This window comes from Frankia sp. CoWAU3, assembly GCF_977971855.1.
In genome coordinates this window covers 1315-3518 of record NZ_CDWWXB010000105.1, presented here as the reverse complement: position 1 = coordinate 3518, position 2204 = coordinate 1315, and the positions used below count along the sequence as shown (strand labels likewise).

The 2204-nt window shown below is 72.0% G+C and carries 3 protein-coding genes; 2 read left to right on the top strand and 1 reads right to left on the bottom strand.

What is annotated here, in order from left to right; all coding sequences use genetic code 11:
* Positions 1 to 696, bottom strand: a 696-nt coding sequence (locus AC08ON_RS11000; protein WP_476616906.1) for a glycosyltransferase, incomplete at its 3' end; no start/stop codon positions are given.
* 395 nt (positions 697 to 1091) lie between these two features.
* On the opposite strand from AC08ON_RS11000, the gene AC08ON_RS10995 reads away from it, so the two are divergent.
* Both AC08ON_RS10995 and AC08ON_RS10990 read left to right on the top strand, forming a co-directional pair.
* Entirely contained in the window at positions 1092 to 1514 is a 423-nt protein-coding gene (locus AC08ON_RS10995; RefSeq protein ID WP_476607463.1) for a DUF3099 domain-containing protein, read from the top strand.
* Positions 1515 to 1547: 33 nt separating this feature from the next.
* On the top strand, positions 1548 to 2204 hold a 657-nt coding region (locus AC08ON_RS10990), incomplete at its 3' end, for an SAM hydrolase/SAM-dependent halogenase family protein (protein ID WP_476616905.1).

Genomic DNA, 2204 nt, shown 5'->3' with positions numbered 1-2204 from the left:
GGAGGGGCCGTCACCGACGACGACGAGCCGGGTGTTCGGGATGTCGGACACCGCTCCGAGCAGCTCCACCCGCTTCTCCCGGGCCAGCCGGCCGACGTAGCCGACCAGGACCTCGCCGTTCGGAGCGAGGCGGCGGCGCAGCTCGTCGTCCCGGTGCGCCGGGTGGAAACGTTCGAGGTCCACCCCCCGACTCCAGCGGGCGACCCGTTGCACGCCCTGGCTCAGGAGGGTGTCGACGGCATCCCAGGACGGCGCGAGGGTCCGGGCCGCGAGCCGGTGTACGATGGCGAGCCAGTGCCAGATCGTGCGTTCCGCGGTGGCCAGCCCGTAGCGGGCGGCGAACGCGGCGATGTCCGTCTGGTAGACGGCGATGCTCGGTATGCCGAGCCGCCGCGCCGCGAACACCGCCTGCGCCCCGAGGCCGGCGGGCGCCGCCAGGTGGACGATGTCCGGGTTGAACTCCCGTAAGGCGGCGGGAAGCCCGGGCCACGGGACTGCGAAGCGAAACGCCGGGTAACCCGGTAGGGGAGCCGACGGCGCCCACAGCACCGGCGTGGCTGCGTGCCGTCGGGCGGCGGGCGCCGGAGCCAGCGCGATGACCGTCGCCTCGTGCTGCCGGTCCCGCAGATGTTCCAGCACTCGACAGACCGTGTTCGTCACCCCGTCAACATGGGGGAGGAACGACTCGGTGATCACCGCTATGCGCACACGAGCACGGTGGCAGGGCATGGAGCCGTGCCGCAGACGGCCAGCCGACCGTTACATGAACGTTCTGGCACAGCTTGGTGCACCGTACGGGTGCACACGACCGGCTGTTCATCCGGTCGGCGGATCCGGGCCGGATTCCCGTCCGACATGGTGCCACTTGACATGATACTGCTTGACATGTTGTCACTTGAGGTGGTGTCACCTGACATGGTGCTAGCTGACATGGTGTCGTCCGACACGGCGCCCGGCGGACGCCGTGGTTCCTGGTCCGCACCGTCGCACGCCTGCCGCCGGCATTTTCCCCGGGCGCCGGTGAGGAGGATATTTGGAGGCACGGGGCGGCGCACCGGTCGGGGAGTGAGAGCCATCGAGGTGTACGCGTGATGTTCAGGCGGCAGGACACGGTCCTGATCACGTCCGCGGCCCGGTCGCGGCAGTGGGACATCCATCGGCGGGAGGTGCGTTACCTCCTCTCGATGATGTTCCGGATGCTCTGCTTCGTGCTCGCCGTGGTCGCCTTCCACGGCTGGCTACGGTTTGTCGCCGTCGTGATGGCCGTGATCATTCCGTGGGTCGCGGTGGTCATCGCCAACGGCGGTCCGACGCCCGAACGCGACCGGCCTGTCAGCTATGATCCGGGCCAGTCGGCGGCGGGCGAACTGCTGGCCCTGGAGGCCGATCCCCACCGGGTGGTCGACAGTGAGGGCTGGGTGGATGACGAGGGCTGGGTGCACGGCCATCCGGACCCACCGGGCCGGGACGGCACCGGGCTCGGCGAGGCGTCCGTCTCCGGACCATCGGGTTGACGTCAGCCATCGGGTTGACGTCAGGTTGAGCCGGTGAGGTGTATCAGCTTCACCACTGACTACGGACTCGCCGACGGCTTCGTCGCAGCCTGCCACGGGGTGATCCTGCAGACGGTGCCGGACGCCCGGATCATCGACGTGACCCACCTGGTGCCGCCGGGGGACGTGCGGCGGGGGGCGGCCGTGCTCGCCCAGACGGTGGGTTCCCTGCCTCGGGGGGTGCACCTCGCCGTGGTGGATCCCGGGGTAGGCACGTCGCGCCGGGCCCTGGCACTGCGCGCGGTCGGCGGTCACCTGGTCGGGCCCGACAACGGCCTGCTGATCTCCGCGGCCGAGCGGCTGGGGGGGATCGAGGCCGCGGTCACGCTGGCGGCGCGGCCCGCAACCCCCGCGACGTTCCACGGCCGGGACGTCTTCGCCCCGGTGGCTGCCGCCCTGGCGCGCGGGACACCGCTCCAGGAGGTCGGTGAGCCGGTGGAGCCGGCGACCCTGGTCCGTCCCCGGGCGGCCCTGGCCCGGCTACGCCCGGATGGGACCGTGGAGACCGAGGTGGTCCTCGTCGACACGTTCGGCAACGTCCAGCTCGCGGCCTCCGGCGCGCTGCTCGGCGCGGCCGGGCTGCGCCCGCCGGGTCGGGCGGTGCTGCGACCGCTCCGGCGGGACCGCCTGACCGGGGCCGAGCAGGCGGCC

Bases quoted from the DNA above. Each gene is read 5' to 3' on its own strand.
- AC08ON_RS10995 (WP_476607463.1), top strand. From the start codon at position 1,092: ATGTTCAGGCGGCAGGACACGGTCCTGATCACGTCCGCGGCCCGGTCG.